This is a genomic window from Agathobacter rectalis ATCC 33656, from assembly GCF_000020605.1.
GTDB classification, from domain to species: Bacteria; Bacillota; Clostridia; order Lachnospirales; family Lachnospiraceae; genus Roseburia; species Roseburia rectalis.
In genome coordinates this window covers 2,081,819-2,096,673 of sequence record NC_012781.1, presented here as the reverse complement: position 1 = coordinate 2,096,673, position 14,855 = coordinate 2,081,819, and the positions used below count along the sequence as shown (strand labels likewise).

Genomic DNA, 14,855 nt, shown 5'->3' with positions numbered 1-14,855 from the left:
ATATTTTTATTATAAAACAGAATAGGAGATGGTAGTATGGTATTGGAATTTATCGGTGCTGACAGAGAGGTTACTGGAAGCTGTCACTATCTGACATTTGGGGACACACATATACTTATTGACTGTGGAATGGAGCAGGGAGCTGATTTGTACGTGAATCAGGAGATACCGGTCAATCCTTCACTCATAGACTATGTGTTTGTCACACACGCACACATTGACCACTCAGGTCTTTTGCCACTCATATACAATCATGGTTTCAGGGGCACCATTTTTGCGACAAAGGCGACAACAGATTTATGTAACATCATGCTAAAGGATTCTGCACATATTCAGGAATTTGAGGCGGAGTGGAAGAACAGAAAGGCAAGACGAGCCGGAAGACCGGAAGTGACTCCTATGTACAATGTGGAGGATGCACAGAATGTCATGCAGCACTTTACACCGTGTGATTACAACAGTGTGTATGAGATATGCCCGGGGCTTAAGGTGAGATTTGTGGATGCAGGTCATCTACTTGGTTCATCATCTATTGAGATGTGGGTGACTGAGGAGAATGTGACCAAAAAGATTGTCTTTTCAGGTGATATTGGAAATCACAACAGGCCACTCATCAAGGATCCGCAGTATGTGGACAGTGCTGATTATGTGGTTATGGAATCTACATATGGCAATCGTCTGCACGATACGCCGCCTGACTACGCGGTGGAGCTTTCAAAGGTCATCAATGCGACATTTACAAGAGGCGGAAATCTGGTAATCCCGGCATTTTCAGTGGGCAGGACACAGGAGATGCTCTACTTTATCAGGCGTATAAAGACTGAGAATCTGCTGCCGGAACATCCGAATTTTGAAGTTTACATCGATAGCCCCCTTGCTGTTGAGGCGACAAATGTATTTCATGAGAATATATCGGACTGCTTTGATGAGGAGGCTATGGAGCTTATTTCGGCAGGAATCAATCCAATCAAGTTCCCCGGACTTCGTGTGGCAGTATCATCGGATGAGTCAAAGATGATTAATTTCGATAAGAAGCCAAAGGTTATCATCTCAGCATCGGGTATGTGTGAGGCCGGACGTATCAGACACCACTTAAAGCATAATCTTTGGAGAAGTGATTCAACAGTTTTGTTTGTAGGATATCAGGTTCCGGGAACGCTTGGCTATGCACTTTTAAACGGTGCTAAAAAGGTGAAACTTTTTGGTGAGGAAATAGAAGTAAGGGCAAGCATAGTAAATCTGCCGGGTATCAGTGGACATGCAGACAAAAATCAGCTTACAGAGTGGCTTGGCGCAATAAAAAACAAGCCGGAGCATGTATTTATAGTCCATGGAGAAGAGTCCACAGCAGAGTCCTTTGCAAACCACGTGCATGAGACCTTCGGCTATGATGCAGTGGCACCGTACAGTGGTGATGCCTATGACCTTATCACGAATCAGAAGGTGGCAGATGGTTCCCGCAAGCTTGTGGAGAAAAAGGCTGCATATGGCATAGCAAGCAGAGAGAAGACTATATTTGACCGTCTGGTGGCAGCAGGCCAGAGGCTTGTATCTGTTATCCAGAAGTGCCAGGGTATGGCTAATAAGGACTTGAGCAAGTTTGCAGACCAGATAAATGCGCTGTGTGATAAGTGGGATAGATAGAATGTAATCACAGCATATTAAAGTAATAAAGTAAAAAGCTCTGTGCATACATATAAGTGTATGACACAGAGCTTTTTATTTTATGATGCGCAGCTTATTAAAAGTGCTATGTATGTAACTACGCCTCGTCCTGCTTGAAAATGACATTTCTGTATTTTGAAAGTATTCCCTTTAACAGGCTTCCAAGTACACATATTGATATGATCTCACCGATTCCGACTGTAACTGCATTGAAAACAAGAGAGATATCAACACCCTTGTATATAGTTGTAAGACCATATCCGTATCTGAGCACGAGTGGCACGATAATTATGTTGGCGATGACCGGTGGCAGGGTGTATACAAACTTCTTCTTTCGAAGGAAGTAAGTGCCGAGTGCGCCGAGCAGTGTAGCGATACTTCCGAAGATGATATCCCAGATGATGCCGCCTGTGATAAGATTGGAAATCAGACATCCGATAAAAAGCCCAGGAATGGCTGCCGGTGTGAAAACCGGAAGGATGCAAAGCGCTTCAGAAAAGCGTACCTGAATGGTGCCTGATGCGAGACCAAGCAGATTGGTGATATACGTGAGCACAACATAGAGTGCTGCAATCATAGCTGCCTGTACTGCAAATAATACTTTTTTGTTTCTCATATTTAGTTCTCCTTTAGTTTTGTTTTACGTCAGGAAGGTTTCGAACTGACGCATTTATTTTCGCCTTGCTATGTTAACAAAAAATGCGTTGAATGTCAAGAAGTACATAAAGTCAGTGCCCATTTAGAGAAATTGTGGTATAATGAGTGCAAGTGAGAAGATAAATGACAAGAGGGAAACAGTATTATGAGAGAAATAAAGGTTAATGAACTAAAAGAGGGAATGACTACGGCAGTAGATGTGTTTTCGCCAAAGGGACAGCTTATCCTTAAAAGACATCAGACTGTATCGGCATTTGATATAGCAAAGTTTGGATTCTACAATATAGCTTCGGTTTATGTTGAGGGAAGCTCAGCACAGGAAAAAGAAGAATGGAATAAAAAATATGCCATCATTAAGGAAAAATACCGTGATTCCATCGATAACCTGCATGAATATATGAATGACATACTATACAGGAATATCATACCGGATAAGAATACGCTCATCAGGGACTCGGTAGAGATTTTTGACAGGTTTGAGACTTCATATGAGCTATTTGACGCACTTCAGGTATTAAAGCAGACAGATGTATCTACGATGGCACATTCCATGAATGTATCAATTATTGCACGTCTCATTGGTGTATGGGCAGGGCATGATACAGAAAAGCTGGATGAGATTTCAATGGCAGGTCTGTTGCACGACATAGGCAAGTTTAAGATACCGGATGAGATATTATTGAAGCCGGGAAAGCTCACAAAGGAAGAGTTTGAGGTGATAAAGAAGCACACGGTATATGGCTATGAGATACTTAATAATTTCAAGATTCTTGAAAGCACGAAGCGTGCGGCACTTTTACATCATGAGAAGTTTGACGGCTCAGGATATCCGTTTGGATATACATCAGATAAAATCGATGATATATCAGCTATTATTACGATAGCCGATGTCTACGATGCAATGACGTCAAAGCGCTGTTACCGTGATGGGATGTGTCCGTTTGATGTGATAGCAGATTTTGAGTATGATGGCATATCAAAGTATCATCCGAAGTATATAGGGATGTTTTTGGAGAAGATTGCAAGCTCATATATAGGAAGCAATGTGCTTTTGACAAACGGCAAAAAGGCCAAAATAATTTTTGTGACGGAGAAGTATTCAAGGCCCACAGTTACATTGCTTGAAGACAACAGTGTGCTTGTGCTTAAGGATGAAAAGGATATAAAAATAGCGGCAGTGCTGTAGAATTATATACGCGGATTAATTGAATAAAATTACTGTAAATGGGAATGCTTTAGATAAAGAAATTTATCCGGAGGATTCCCATGTCTGTATATAAGGTTGATATATGTGGAGTGACCACATCAAAACTGCCGGTACTTAAGGATGATGAAAAAGAAGAACTGTTTGAGAAAATAAAAAAGGGAGATAAGGCTGCAAGAGAAAAGTATATTCGTGGAAATTTAAGGCTGGTGCTTTCGGTAATCAGAAGGTTTTCAAACCATAATGAAAATATGGATGATTTATTTCAGATAGGCTGCATCGGACTTATGAAATCAATTGATAATTTTGATCCGACTATAGGTGTTAAGTTTTCCACCTATGCCGTTCCGATGATTATCGGTGAGGTGAGACGGTATCTGCGTGACAACAGTGCATACCGTATTCCGCGCTCCCTCAGGGATACAGCCTATCAGGCTATTAAATCAAAGGAAAAGCTATCGAGAAAGCTGGTGCACGAACCGTCTCTGGCAGAAATATCAAAGGATTGCGGTATCCCTGAAAACGATATACTATACGCACTTGATGCAATCCAGACACCGCTTTCCCTCTTTGATCCTGTATATACTGACGGTGGTGATACACTTTATGTGATGGATCAGATATCGGACAAGAAAAACAAAGAGGAAGCATGGGTAAAAAATCTGGTTCTCGACGATGCCTTAAAGCTGCTTGATGACAGAGCGAGACAGATTATTAAGCTGCGTTTTTTCGAGGGCAAGACACAGATAGAGGTGGCAGAGGAGATAAATATCTCTCAGGCACAGGTATCAAGGCTTGAGAAAAATGCGCTTAAAAATATGCACGGATATCTGGAAGCATAAGCAGATAATTGAATATTTAGTCTGCCTGTGCTAAAGAAGTTTTTTTAAGCACAGCCGCAATTATGACTGCATATACACCTCCGATAACAGCGGTGATAAGCTGTGTCACTGAAAACTGAAGCTGTAAAACCGGCAGCATCTTGTGCATTGGAGCAGGCAAAAATGCAGGTAGAATGATAAGAGCAATGGCTATTCCCATGAAAACGGCCTTTAGTATGGCACCTATTGCAATTGATACAGGAAAACCGGCAGCTTTGCCGCATTTTTTGTGAAGCAGTCCCACACATACCACGAGAATGATATTTCCTATCATGATACATGGAAACATCGCAGGGATAGCTGCCATAACAGGACTTCCTGTGATAAAAAATGATGTGACAGGTGTGATAATGCTTAGGATAATGCCACATGCCATTCCGGCATAGAGTACGGTAAGTATTAAAGCAGCATTGATGACCGGCCCTGTGATGTATACGCTTAAGTTCTTAAAGAACTGGCTGACAAGACAGATTGCAAGCATAATTGCAGTAACGGTTATTTGTTTGGTTTTTATCTTCATTGATAAGACCTCCTTTAAATTTTCATATGAAATCATACTCCTTTGGGGGTGCAAATGCAAGGTTACGTTGCCGGTTAATATATACTCAGAAAGCAAAAATGACGGTTGATATTGAAAGCAATTCATTTGTGTGCTAATATAAGTATATTCGCTGTTTGACGCAAAACAGCTATATATCAGGAGGAATACAATGAAAAAACTGATTAATTTGATATCAGAGGAAGTGACAAAGGCATTCGTCAGTGCGGGATATGACGAGAAGTACGGAAAGGTTACACTTTCAAACAGACCGGACCTTTGTGAGTTCCAGTGCAACGGAGCAATGGCAGCAGCAAAAGAGTATAAGTGTGCACCATTTATGATCTCGGACAAGGTAGCGGCGCTCCTTGAGTCAGATGAGATGTTTGAGTCAGTAGAATCAGTAAAGCCGGGATTTCTTAATATCAAAATGGATACCGCTTTTCTGGCAAAATATATGAACGATATGAAGGATGACGAGGGCAGATACGGCTTGGAGAAGGCCAAAAAGCCACTCACTATAGTAGTGGATTACGGCGGACCAAACGTGGCAAAGCCTCTTCATGTAGGTCATCTTCGCTCAGCAGTAATCGGAGAGAGCGTTAAGCGTATCGCAAAGTTCATGGGACACAATGTGATTGGTGATGTGCATCTCGGTGACTGGGGACTTCAGATGGGACTTATCATCACAGAGCTTCGCGAGAGAAAGCCTGACCTCGTTTATTTTGATGAGAGCTATACAGGAGAGTACCCGAAGGAGGCACCGTTTACCATATCTGAGCTTGAGGATATATATCCGACAGCCAGCGGCAAGTCAAAATCAGATGAGAGCTTCAAGGAAGCAGCACTTCTTGCCACAAAAGAGCTTCAGGGAGGCAGGAGAGGCTATCAGGCACTGCTTTCACACATCATGAATGTCTCTGTAACAGATCTTAAGAGAAATTATGAGAATCTGAATGTTCATTTTGAGCTGTGGAAGGGCGAGTCGGATGCACAGCCATATGTACCTGGGATGGTTGAAATGATGAAGGAAAAGGGCTTTGCACATATGAGTGAGGGCGCTTTGGTTGTGGATGTGAAGGAGGATACAGATACAAAGGAGATTCCGCCATGTATCATCCTAAAGTCTGACGGAGCCTCACTTTACAGCACTACAGACCTTGCAACACTTGTTATGCGTATGAAGGAGAACAACCCTGACCGTGTGATTTATCTGGCAGACGCACGTCAGTCAATGCACTTTATCCAGGTGTTCCGCTGTGCAAGAAAGACAGGCATAGTACCTGATACTACAGAGCTTGTACATATCGGCTTTGGAACCATGAACGGTAAGGACGGCAAGCCTTTCAAGACAAGAGACGGTGGAGTAATGCGTCTTGAGTACCTCCTCAAGGAAATTGACGATGAGATGCTCAATAAGATTAAGGAAAACCAGAAGGAAAAAGAGAATTTAAATATAGACGAGGCGGAGGCTGAGCAGACAGCCAAAACTGTAGCGCTTGCAGCAGTCAAGTATGGTGATTTGTCTAATCAGGCGAGCAAGGATTACATCTTTGATATCGACAGATTCACATCCTTTGAGGGTAACACAGGTCCATATATCCTTTATACAATCGTGCGTATCAAGTCAATCCTCTCAAAGTATGAGGCAAAGGGTGGCGACATCAGCGCACTGAAGGATGCAATCATGCCGGCAGTCAATGCAGGACAAAAGAATCTCATGCTCTCTCTGGCAAAGTTCAATGCTACAATTGAGAGTGCATACGAGGAGTCTGCACCACACAAGATATGTGCATACATCTACGAGCTTGCCAACGCATTCAACGGCTTCTACCATGACACAAAGATTCTTTCTGAGGAGAATGAAGAGCTTAAGAAGTCATATATTTCACTGCTTGTGCTCACAAAGGAGATACTTGAGGCGTGTATCGATATGCTTGGATTCTCAGCTCCTGACAGGATGTAATATTAATAGTAGTAATTTCATGTTCTAAAATAATTGGACATGTAATATAAATAGGACATAGATGATTTATCAGAATCGTCTGTGTCCTTTTTTTAATTTGAATAACTGTCGGTGGCAGGTCGGGATGGGGCTCACGCGTGTGGCTGCAGTGTCGCAGAAGCTACGCTGTGCTATTAAGACTCTGTATAAATTATGCAGTAAGTACTTCTATGCCTGACAAAACCGTCGATACTCGCCGTCCGGGCTCGATATCTCCTTGCCTCGGCGTCCATGCCTCGGCATTTCTGTACTTCAAAGCATAATTTAACAGACTCTAAATAGCTCCGCTATACGCTTCTGCGACACTGCAGCCACACGCATAAGCCCTATCCCGACCTGTCACCGAAGTGGCGATAAGGAGTGAAAAATATGGATATAATTGATTATCTGCCACAAAAGATGAAGGCTGAGGCAGAAGCGTACATGCCGTGTGGTCTGGAGGAAATTAGGGTGCGCGCCGGAAAGCAGGTGCAGTATATGTTTGCGGGAGGATGTAGAGCCGGAGTGTATATCTCACATAGCGATATTGAGGAGATGATAAATTATCTGAGCGGATATTCATTCCACGCGATAGCACCGCAGCTTGCAGCAGGCTATTTTACAGTGGAGGGAGGTCATCGTGTGGGAATTGCAGGGCAGATGGGCTGCGATGGAGGAAAGGTTACAGCAGTCAGTGAGATAGCGTCCTTAAATATCAGAATTGCACATCAGATAAGGGACGTTGCAATGCCGCTGATGCCTTATATCCGGGATGAAAACAGCATTTACAATACATTGGTTATATCACGGCCGGGAGAAGGAAAAACAACATTTTTAAGAGACTGCATAAGGATACTTTCAGATGGCTGTGACGGAAAAAACGCTCTTAAGGTGTCGGTGGTCGATGAGCGTTCGGAGATAGCAGCGTGCTACTTGGGAGTGGCTCAAAACGATATAGGCAATTCCAGTGATGTGCTGGATAACTGTCCAAAGTCACTTGGCATGAGGATGCTTTTGCGCTCTATGTCACCGGATGTGATTGCAGTGGATGAGCTGGGAGGAGAAGGTGATATTGAGGCACTAAACCAGCTTGTGAGTTGTGGAATAAGGATACTTGGCAGTGTACATGGCACCAATGCAGATGATCTGCGAAGAAAAATTCTGCCACATGCCATAGAACGGTTTGTGTTTATAGACCATGATGAAAAAGGGGTGAGGCGCTATAGCATTTATGATGAAGCTTACAGGCTTTTGTATAGTACTGTTTGCGGTATTGGGGCTGATAAACGATTACAGCAAAAGAAAAAAGGCAGATATAGCGATGCTGTATGATTTTATGCTTTTGCTTGAAAAGGGGGCATTTTATCTGGCAGGAGAAAGAATGAAGGCACCACAGTTTTTTAACAGCATAAGAGGAAAGAGCGAGGTGTTTAATGAGGGATGCAGGAGAATGGGAGAAGTGCTTTCAAACAGGAGTTGTAAAAGCGGAGAGGAGGGCTGGAAGGCTGTGTGGGAGAAGGTGCTTTGGGGCAGGGTATCTGATGAAAAAATAAATAAAATGATAGTTGAAATGGGAGGTGCGTTCTTTGAAAAAAATGCAGCTGCGATGGAGCAGCGGCTTAAGGAATGTGCTTTGGACATACATAAACAGATAGATTTTTACAGGAAAGATTATGTTGAAAAAATGAAGGTGATTTGTCCGGTGGGGATTTTGGGAGGGATTATGATATCAATAATGCTTATATAAAAATGTTTGTATAAAAATGTGGTAATCCGATTAAACATATTGTTGTATGCGATGAAAGGACTTGATGATGGAGATTTCGATTATTTTTAAGATAGCAGCACTTGGAATAGTGATTACGGTGCTCGGACAGGTCTTAAAACACAGTGGAAGGGAGGAAATGACTTTCCTGCTTAGTCTGGCCGGGCTTGTTATTGTATTGTTCTGGATTGTGCCATATATAAGTGAGCTGTTTAAGGCAATGCAGGATATGTTTTCTTTGTAATATGTTGAAGATTGGGATAATAGGAATTGCGGCAGTATTTTTTGCAGTGCTTTTAAAGCGTGACAGACCTGAGCTTTCAATGCTTCTTTCAGTGGCCTGCGGCACTATAATTTTTGCTTTTGCATTGGAGCGGCTCGGCACAACAATTGAGTTTTTTAAAGGACTTATTTCAAAGCTTCCTGTGGAACCGGCATTTTTTGTCACTATGGTAAAGATGCTTGGGATTGCATATATTGCGGAGTTTTCATCCTCAATCTGTAAGGACTGTGGTCATAGCGCAATTGCATCGCAGATAGAGCTTTTTGCGAAGGGAGCAATTGTTGTGATGTCAATTCCTGTGATGTCTTGTCTGATAGAGCTGATTGGAGAGCTGTTTTGATTTGTAAAAAATATATTTTGATAATAATCATATTGGCTGTAGTGTTTTTGCCGCAGTGTTTTGTGTATGCGTCGGACACCGAAATCACAGATAAAATTGAGCAGCAGATGCTTGAAAAAATAGATATGTCAGAGATTGAAAAATATTCAAAGGATTATCTGCCGGACAGACTATCGTTTTCGGATATAGTGGATGCCATTCTGGCAGGAGATCAAAAGGCCGGTGAAAAAATCTGTGAGTATATTTATGAGCTGTTTTTTTATGAGATAGCGGCGGTGAAGCCTGTTATTATAAATGTGCTGTGCTATACGATACTTTTTATGGTGTTTTCAAGGCTTATTTTCTGGCGGCAGGATTATGTATACAATGTAAGCTTTCTGTTTATGTATGCATCGGTTATATCAATGCTTATGGCATCTTTTTTTGTATTGTCTGATGTGGCAAAGGGCTGTATTGATGTGCTTTTGACTTATCTTACAGCGCTTGTGCCGGCATATGCGACAGTACTTCTTGCGTCCGGAAAAGGATTTTCGGCATCAGGCTTTTACATGCTGGCATTTGTGCTCATTTATGTAGTGGAGTGGCTTATAAAGCTGGTGCTCATACCGGGAATTCATCTGTTTCTGGTGCTTGAGGTGCTCAATCACGTATCAAGTGAAAAGAAGCTTGAAAAGCTTGCCGAGTTTATTGAATCAGCAGTTACAAAAATAATGAAGGCATCCATAAAGATAGTGGCAGGCATAGGCATAGTCCAGGCCATGATTGCTCCCGCAAAGGACAAAATATCGGAAAGCCTTATCTTAAAAAGTTTTCAGGCGATACCGGGTGTGGGGAGGCTTGGGCAGGGGGCAGGTGAAATCATGCTTGGCTGTGCGATGCTCATAAAAAACAGTGTTGGTATGGCGGCGATTATCGTGCTTTTTTTCATTGTGCTGACCCCGCTTGTAAAAACACTAATCTTTTCGCTGATGTACAGATTGCTTTCCGCTGCGCTGCAGCCGGTTTCAGACAACAGGATTGTGGAGGGCATAGAAGCCGTTGCCAGGGCAGGAAATCTGTATTATATCGTGATAAGAGATGCATCTATATTGTTTTTTATAGTGATTGCGATAGTATGTGCATCTACAAGCTTTATGGGAGGTTGATAGGGCATGAAGAGTTATTTGTATCTGGCATTTTTTTTCATGGTAATGACATATTTAACGCCAAAGGAGCAGTACAGGAGGTACTTTAGGTTTATGCTTGGGGTGTTTTTGGCGGTCATTATTCTAAAACCTCTTGCGGCAGGGTATGAATATGACATGAGATTTGCTGAGCTTACAAAGAAAATAGAGGGGATTTCGTATGAATATGACGCGGATACGACAGATTTGTTTACGGCTTTCGAAGCTGAAGAAAACTGACTACATAGTGATTTTACTTGTTGGAGTACTGCTTCTTATTGTGGTGCTTCCGGTAAAAGAGGATAAAAAGACCTGTAGTAATTCACAAAAGAAAGCTAAAGTTAAGTCAGTAAGTGAAAGCACCTGCGATGATGAAGAATATGAGAAGCTGCTTGAAAAAAAGCTTGAGGGTATTCTTGAAAGGATGGACGGTGTGGGTGAGGTATCTGTGATGATTACGCTGTCAGACGATGGCACAAGGATAGTGGATAAGGATACTAAGGAGACCTCGGAGAGTATTGAAAAGACTACGGTCATATACGATGACGAGGATGCAAGCGTACCTTATGTCACAAGCACGGACAAACCGACTGTTTCAGGAGTGCTTGTGGTAGCGCAGGGCGGAGGAAGCCCACAGGTAAACAACGATATTTCTAATGCGGTTTCTGCATTATTTGATGTGCCCATGCATAAAATAAAAATAGCAAAAATGATATCCAGGGAGGAATAAAAGTGAAGAAAGGCAGCCATAAAAATCAGATAATTATTACGACACTTGCACTTCTTTTGGCAGTGGTCGGTTACATAAGCTACGATAACAGGGATACCTTTATGAATGCAAAGGATGTGCTTTCCACTGAAATCGAAGCTGTAAATGGAAAGGCAGATACAAAGGAGTCTAAGGAATGTGAGGATACACAGGCATCAGATGAGGTTGCGCTTGAGACAGACTCGACAGAGGAAATATTAAATGCCGGCGAAACGGTACTGACAAGTGCATCCACAGAGAGCGAGGAGTGTGTGGCACAGGTGAAGCTGGGACGCGAGCAGGTGCGCTCAAAGAACAAGGAGGCTCTGCAGAAGATTATCGATGATGCAGGAGTGTCAGAGGCCGAGAAGAAGAGCGCGGTCGATGCCATGGTGAAGCTGACAGAAAATGCACAGATGGAGGAGGATGCCCAGATGATGCTGGAGGCAAAGGGCTTTAAGAATGCTGTGGTAAGTCTCAGTGATGAATGCTGTGATGTGATTGTGGGAAAGGACGATGTGACTGATGAGAAGAGAGCTCAGATAGAGGACATTATCAAGCGCAAGACAAATATCGGGGCATCAAATATTGTCATATCGACGATGGACTGATACATAAATTTTTAGTGTCTTGAAATGGGAACCGTTTTAAGCTATACTATACTCTGATTTTGTTTGGAGGAAATATCAGTGGATAACTTAAGACAGGAAATAGAAAAAAGAAGAACATTTGCAATAATTTCCCATCCGGATGCAGGAAAGACTACTCTGACAGAGAAGTTTCTTTTGTACGGAGGGGCAATAAACCAGGCCGGTTCGGTAAAGGGAAAGGCTACGGCAAAGCATGCTGTTTCGGACTGGATGGAGATAGAAAAGCAGAGAGGTATTTCGGTTACTTCATCTGTATTACAGTTTAATTATGACGGATATTGCATCAATATCCTTGATACACCGGGACACCAGGATTTCTCAGAGGACACATACCGTACACTCATGGCAGCCGATTCGGCCGTCATGGTAATTGATGCGAGCAAGGGTGTTGAGGCACAGACCAGAAAGCTCTTTAAGGTCTGTGTCATGAGACATATCCCGATTTTTACATTCATAAACAAGATGGACCGTGATGCCAACGATACGTTTGAGCTTCTCGATGACATCGAAAAAGAGCTGGGCATCGCGACATGTCCTATCAACTGGCCGATAGGCTCAGGAAAGCAGTTTAAGGGCGTGTATGACAGAAACAGCAAGGAGGTCATGACCTTTGCAGATACCTTAAAGGGTACAAAGGAGGGCTCTGAGAAGATCATCCATATAGATGATCCGGCTCTTTCCGATGAGATAGGAGAGGAATTTAAAAGTCAGCTCATGGATGAGATTGAGCTGCTGGATGGCGCCAGTGCCGATTTTGATATGGATCTTGTCACAAAGGGAGAACTTTCACCTGTATTTTTCGGCTCTGCTCTTACAAACTTTGGTGTTGAGACATTTTTACAGCATTTCCTTAAGATGACATATGCACCGACAGCAAGACAATCTGACATCGGAATGATTGATCCTTTTTCAGAGGATTTTTCTGCATTTGTATTCAAAATTCAGGCCAACATGAATAAAAATCACAGGGACAGAATAGCATTTATGCGAATCTGCTCCGGACAGTTTACAGCCGGCATGGAGGTATACCATGTGCAGGGAGGCAAGAGCCTAAAGCTTTCACAGCCGCAGCAGATGATGGCAGATGAGAGAAAAATAGTGGACAAGGCATATGCGGGCGACATCATAGGTGTGTTTGACCCGGGCGTATACTCTATAGGAGATACACTCACGACAGCAAAGGATAAATTTGAGTTTGAGGGCATCCCGACATTTGCACCTGAGCATTTTGCGAGGGTATCACTTGTTGATTCCATGAAGAGAAAGCAGTTTGTAAAGGGCGTCACACAGATAGCGCAGGAGGGTGCTATCCAGATGTTCCAGGAGTACAAGGGCGGCATGGAAGAGATCATAGTCGGCGTGGTCGGTGTGCTTCAGTTTGACGTGCTTAAATTCAGACTTGAAAATGAGTACAATGTGCAGATCAGACTAGAGAATCTGCCATATGAGCATATCAGATGGATTGAGAACAAGGATGAGGTCAATGTAGATACAATTAACGGAACAAGCGACATGAAGAAGGTTGTCGACATGAAGGGAAATCCGCTTCTTCTGTTCATCAATGAGTGGAGCATCGGCATGACACTCGATAGAAATGACGGACTTGTGCTTACTGAGTTTGGAAGAAACTAGGTAAGGATTCCAAGGTTGAATTTGGACTTGACGTTAGTGAGAGATTATGTGTATAATGAAGACAGTTGTGAAAGCAACTGTCTTTTTAATTATGTTTTATTTGTATATTTTTGAGTATTTTAGCTATAGCTGTTTTAGAGTATAGCGTGAGGCGCAAACAGCAGCACGGGCAGCTATATGATTCTGTAATTATTCCAATTTATTTGTTGACAATTGAATAGAAGTGTATTATTATAATAGCAGAACGAACGTTTGTTCGCGAGAGGATAGGAGATTATTATGGCAAAGGAAGATAAATTAAAAGCATTAGACGCTGCCATTGCGCAGATTGAGAAACAATACGGAAAGGGCTCTGTCATGAAGCTTGGTGACAATTCAGCCAATATGAATGTAGAGACAGTACCTACAGGCTCATTAAGCCTTGATATTGCATTAGGACTCGGAGGACTTCCAAAGGGCAGGATTATTGAGGTGTACGGACCGGAGTCATCAGGTAAGACAACGGTTGCACTCCACTGTGTTGCAGAGGTACAGAAGCGAGGCGGCATCGCAGGCTTTATAGATGCAGAGCATGCGCTTGACCCTGTATATGCCAGAAATATAGGTGTTGATATTGACAATCTCTATATTTCACAGCCGGACTGCGGTGAGCAGGCACTTGAGATAACAGAGACCATGGTACGTTCCGGCGCTGTGGATATCGTGGTTGTCGATTCAGTAGCGGCACTCGTACCAAAGGCCGAGATTGACGGAGATATGGGTGATTCCCATGTGGGTCTTCAGGCGAGACTTATGAGCCAGGCGCTCCGTAAGCTCACGGCAGTTATCAGTAAGTCAAATTGTATCGTTATATTCATCAATCAGCTTCGTGAGAAGGTAGGTGTGATGTTTGGAAATCCTGAGACTACCACAGGTGGAAGGGCATTAAAGTTCTATTCATCAGTGCGTCTTGATGTCAGAAGAACTGAGTCACTCAAGCAGGGCGGTGAGATAGTCGGCAACCATGTCCGCGTAAAGGTTGTTAAGAATAAAATAGCTCCTCCTTTCAGGGAGGCAGAGTTTGATATCATGTTTGGACAGGGTATCTCAAGAGAAGGAGATGTGCTTGATCTTGCAGTAAATGCAGGCATTGTCAACAAATCCGGTGCATGGTACGCGTACGAGGGAGACAAGATAGGACAGGGTCGTGAGAATGCAAAGACTTATATTCATGAGAATCCGGCATTTTTTGATATGCTTGAGGCAAAGGTAAGGGATTTTTACTTTACACAGCCTGAGGACGAAGATGCTGCAGTACAGGAAGACTCTGAAAAGCCTGAAGCAGAAGAATAATAAGTGAGCAGGG

General features: G+C 42.9%; 16 protein-coding genes. 14 read left to right on the top strand and 2 right to left on the bottom strand.

Annotated features, from left to right (window positions below):
* Positions 1–36: 36 nt before the first annotated feature.
* Entirely contained in the window at positions 37–1,644 is a 1,608-nt protein-coding gene (locus tag EUBREC_RS10125) for an MBL fold metallo-hydrolase RNA specificity domain-containing protein (protein WP_012743078.1), read from the top strand.
* Positions 1,645–1,762: 118 nt separating this feature from the next.
* Here the strand turns inward: EUBREC_RS10125 and EUBREC_RS10120 are convergent, their stop codons facing one another.
* Positions 1,763–2,281, bottom strand: a complete 519-nt coding sequence (locus EUBREC_RS10120; RefSeq protein ID WP_012743077.1) for a QueT transporter family protein — start codon at positions 2,279–2,281, stop codon at positions 1,763–1,765.
* A 186-nt stretch (positions 2,282–2,467) separates the two neighbouring features.
* On the opposite strand from EUBREC_RS10120, the gene EUBREC_RS10115 reads away from it, so the two are divergent.
* Together EUBREC_RS10115 and sigG are read left to right on the top strand one after the other, a co-directional pair.
* On the top strand, positions 2,468–3,508 hold the full coding sequence (locus EUBREC_RS10115) for an HD-GYP domain-containing protein (protein ID WP_012743076.1): 1,041 nt from the start codon (positions 2,468–2,470) through the stop codon (positions 3,506–3,508).
* Between the two features lie 80 nt (positions 3,509–3,588).
* The gene (gene sigG, locus EUBREC_RS10110; protein ID WP_012743075.1) at positions 3,589–4,368 is read left to right on the top strand and encodes an RNA polymerase sporulation sigma factor SigG; all 780 of its coding nucleotides are present in this window, start codon (positions 3,589–3,591) and stop codon (positions 4,366–4,368) included.
* Between the two features lie 16 nt (positions 4,369–4,384).
* On the opposite strand, the gene EUBREC_RS10105 is transcribed toward sigG, so the two are convergent.
* On the bottom strand, positions 4,385–4,927 hold the full coding sequence (locus tag EUBREC_RS10105) for an ECF transporter S component (RefSeq protein ID WP_041254119.1): 543 nt from the start codon (positions 4,925–4,927) through the stop codon (positions 4,385–4,387).
* Between the two features lie 190 nt (positions 4,928–5,117).
* On the opposite strand from EUBREC_RS10105, the gene argS reads away from it, so the two are divergent.
* From argS to recA, 11 genes are all read left to right on the top strand, one after another.
* Complete coding sequence (argS, locus tag EUBREC_RS10100) at positions 5,118–6,911, top strand: arginine--tRNA ligase (protein ID WP_012743073.1); 1,794 nt, start codon at positions 5,118–5,120, stop codon at positions 6,909–6,911.
* Positions 6,912–7,319: 408 nt separating this feature from the next.
* Positions 7,320–8,261: a stage III sporulation protein AA gene (locus tag EUBREC_RS10095; protein ID WP_012743071.1), complete on the top strand. Its 942-nt coding sequence runs from the start codon at positions 7,320–7,322 to the stop codon at positions 8,259–8,261.
* Complete coding sequence (locus tag EUBREC_RS10090; RefSeq protein ID WP_012743070.1) at positions 8,251–8,676, top strand: hypothetical protein; 426 nt, start codon at positions 8,251–8,253, stop codon at positions 8,674–8,676. The genes EUBREC_RS10095 and EUBREC_RS10090 overlap by 11 nt, the downstream gene beginning before the upstream one ends.
* Before the next feature lie 67 nt (positions 8,677–8,743).
* Positions 8,744–8,938, top strand: coding sequence for a stage III sporulation protein AC (spoIIIAC, locus tag EUBREC_RS10085; protein ID WP_015516699.1), 195 nt, complete (start codon positions 8,744–8,746; stop codon positions 8,936–8,938).
* A gap of 1 nt (position 8,939) precedes the next feature.
* Positions 8,940–9,317, top strand: coding sequence for a SpoIIIAC/SpoIIIAD family protein (locus EUBREC_RS10080; RefSeq protein WP_012743068.1), 378 nt, complete (start codon positions 8,940–8,942; stop codon positions 9,315–9,317).
* On the top strand, positions 9,314–10,462 hold the full coding sequence (locus tag EUBREC_RS10075; RefSeq protein WP_012743067.1) for a stage III sporulation protein AE: 1,149 nt from the start codon (positions 9,314–9,316) through the stop codon (positions 10,460–10,462). Before EUBREC_RS10080 ends, EUBREC_RS10075 begins: the two co-directional genes overlap by 4 nt.
* A 6-nt stretch (positions 10,463–10,468) precedes the next feature.
* Positions 10,469–10,720 (top strand): stage III sporulation protein AF, encoded by a 252-nt coding sequence (locus EUBREC_RS10070; protein WP_012743066.1) that lies wholly within the window; start codon positions 10,469–10,471, stop codon positions 10,718–10,720.
* The gene (locus EUBREC_RS10065) at positions 10,662–11,210 is read left to right on the top strand and encodes a stage III sporulation protein AG (RefSeq protein WP_155505198.1); all 549 of its coding nucleotides are present in this window, start codon (positions 10,662–10,664) and stop codon (positions 11,208–11,210) included. Before EUBREC_RS10070 ends, EUBREC_RS10065 begins: the two co-directional genes overlap by 59 nt.
* A gap of 2 nt (positions 11,211–11,212) precedes the next feature.
* Positions 11,213–11,839 carry a SpoIIIAH-like family protein gene (locus EUBREC_RS10060; protein WP_012743064.1) on the top strand — a complete coding sequence of 209 codons (627 nt, stop codon included), beginning with the start codon at positions 11,213–11,215 and terminating at the stop codon, positions 11,837–11,839.
* A gap of 78 nt (positions 11,840–11,917) precedes the next feature.
* The gene (locus tag EUBREC_RS10055) at positions 11,918–13,510 is read left to right on the top strand and encodes a peptide chain release factor 3 (RefSeq protein WP_012743063.1); all 1,593 of its coding nucleotides are present in this window, start codon (positions 11,918–11,920) and stop codon (positions 13,508–13,510) included.
* Between the two features lie 279 nt (positions 13,511–13,789).
* Positions 13,790–14,842 (top strand): recombinase RecA, encoded by a 1,053-nt coding sequence (gene recA / locus EUBREC_RS10050; RefSeq protein WP_012743062.1) that lies wholly within the window; start codon positions 13,790–13,792, stop codon positions 14,840–14,842.
* Positions 14,843–14,855 lie beyond the last annotated feature (13 nt).

What these genes read in the sequence shown, in the direction of transcription:
- EUBREC_RS10105 (WP_041254119.1), bottom strand. Translation starts at nt 4,927, where the DNA reads ATGAAGATAAAAACCAAACAAATAACCGTTACTGCAATTATGCTTGCA.
- EUBREC_RS10095 (WP_012743071.1), top strand. Translation starts at nt 7,320, where the DNA reads ATGGATATAATTGATTATCTGCCACAAAAGATGAAGGCTGAGGCAGAA.
- recA (WP_012743062.1), top strand. Translation starts at nt 13,790, where the DNA reads ATGGCAAAGGAAGATAAATTAAAAGCATTAGACGCTGCCATTGCGCAG.
- EUBREC_RS10115 (WP_012743076.1), top strand. Translation starts at nt 2,468, where the DNA reads ATGAGAGAAATAAAGGTTAATGAACTAAAAGAGGGAATGACTACGGCA.
- EUBREC_RS10065 (WP_155505198.1), top strand. Translation starts at nt 10,662, where the DNA reads ATGAATATGACGCGGATACGACAGATTTGTTTACGGCTTTCGAAGCTG.
- EUBREC_RS10080 (WP_012743068.1), top strand. Translation starts at nt 8,940, where the DNA reads ATGTTGAAGATTGGGATAATAGGAATTGCGGCAGTATTTTTTGCAGTG.
- EUBREC_RS10070 (WP_012743066.1), top strand. Translation starts at nt 10,469, where the DNA reads ATGAAGAGTTATTTGTATCTGGCATTTTTTTTCATGGTAATGACATAT.
- sigG (WP_012743075.1), top strand. Translation starts at nt 3,589, where the DNA reads ATGTCTGTATATAAGGTTGATATATGTGGAGTGACCACATCAAAACTG.
- spoIIIAC (WP_015516699.1), top strand. Translation starts at nt 8,744, where the DNA reads ATGGAGATTTCGATTATTTTTAAGATAGCAGCACTTGGAATAGTGATT.
- EUBREC_RS10125 (WP_012743078.1), top strand. Translation starts at nt 37, where the DNA reads ATGGTATTGGAATTTATCGGTGCTGACAGAGAGGTTACTGGAAGCTGT.
- EUBREC_RS10120 (WP_012743077.1), bottom strand. Translation starts at nt 2,281, where the DNA reads ATGAGAAACAAAAAAGTATTATTTGCAGTACAGGCAGCTATGATTGCA.
- argS (WP_012743073.1), top strand. Translation starts at nt 5,118, where the DNA reads ATGAAAAAACTGATTAATTTGATATCAGAGGAAGTGACAAAGGCATTC.
- EUBREC_RS10090 (WP_012743070.1), top strand. Translation starts at nt 8,251, where the DNA reads ATGCTGTATGATTTTATGCTTTTGCTTGAAAAGGGGGCATTTTATCTG.